The 1,207-nt window shown below is 31.1% G+C and carries 1 protein-coding gene and 1 pseudogene; both read left to right on the plus strand.

The window, feature by feature from the left end:
* Positions 1-158: 158 nt before the first annotated feature.
* Positions 159-386, plus strand: a pseudogene (locus AC1DKZ_RS32735) (DDE-type integrase/transposase/recombinase); the annotation flags it as partial.
* A gap of 695 nt (positions 387-1,081) precedes the next feature.
* On the plus strand, positions 1,082-1,207 hold a 126-nt coding region (locus AC1DKZ_RS32740; protein ID WP_476997966.1), incomplete at its 3' end, for a hypothetical protein.

Raw genomic sequence — 1,207 nt, forward strand, 5'->3', positions numbered from 1 at the left:
CCCCCTCCCCCTAGTAAAAAAAAGAATCATATTAGGGGTATTTAGTATGCGTTATACGTGGATACATGTGTGATATAGATTTTTGGTACTCAATCCCTCAAAAATCTATAAATACAGGTTGACTAATCGTAAGAAAAAGCATACCTGATGGTATGTAACTTAGACAACAAAAGTACTTGAATAACATAGTAGAACAAGATCATCGCTTTATAAAAAAGCGATGATCTTGTTCTATGTTGGGATTTAAATCATACAAAACATCAGCCGCTATATTGAGTGGTGTTGAAGCCATGCATATGCTCAAAAAAGAACAAATTGATTTGCAGGACCAGTCTGTCCAAAATCGGAATATTTTTATGAACCGGCTGTTTGGATTAACTGCTTAACAGGTGATTCCGTTAGGAATCCTTGATTCTTTTTTACTTATCATTTTTCACACCAGAACCATACATTCTATCAATAAGAGAAATATGTAATTATGCATATTTTTTTTTATTATTTCGGTAGTATCAAAGCTTAATATATAATTAAAAGGTTTTTTAATGAATTGATAAGGAGATGCGAGTATGAAGAAAATCATAGGACTTATAGTATCATTATTTTTATTATTTTCTACTTATGTACCAACGTTTACAGAAGCAGCCGAAGCTTAAAATAAAGTAGGCTGGGTGAGGAAAATGGAGAGCCTGCTCGTAATGAGTAGACCTTTTTTTATAAAGTTTCTTTATGGGAAATCTTTTATATATTCATTATAGATCATATTCACAATGTCAGTCCTTGATACGTCTGTAAAAACGTATCAAAAAGTGTACTTTTTAATTAAGTAAATGTCCCTTTTTCGGGGAGATGAGCAAAAACACCTAATTTAAAAATTTTTACAACAGAAACAGATAACGTGATAAAGTATTGATTACTGTGCATGTAATTATAATAAAAAAGCCTTCCCAAATGGTGTATTTAATAGTTTAGCTTATACGATTTTAGGAAATTAATAGCATTTTATACCGCTATTATTTACCTAATTTCCAAGAAATAGAGGTGATTGTAGGTGACTAAACCTTTTTAAAAAAATAGTCGTTATATGGTTGGATTAGACAGTCTAAGGGGCCTAGCTATACTAGGTGTTATTTTGTATCATATTAATTTTAATTGGATGCCTGGAGGATTTTTAGGGGTTACTGTATTTTTTGTACTCTCAGGTTATTTA

The sequence above is a fragment of the Bacillus sp. 05T21 genome, from assembly GCF_056396785.1.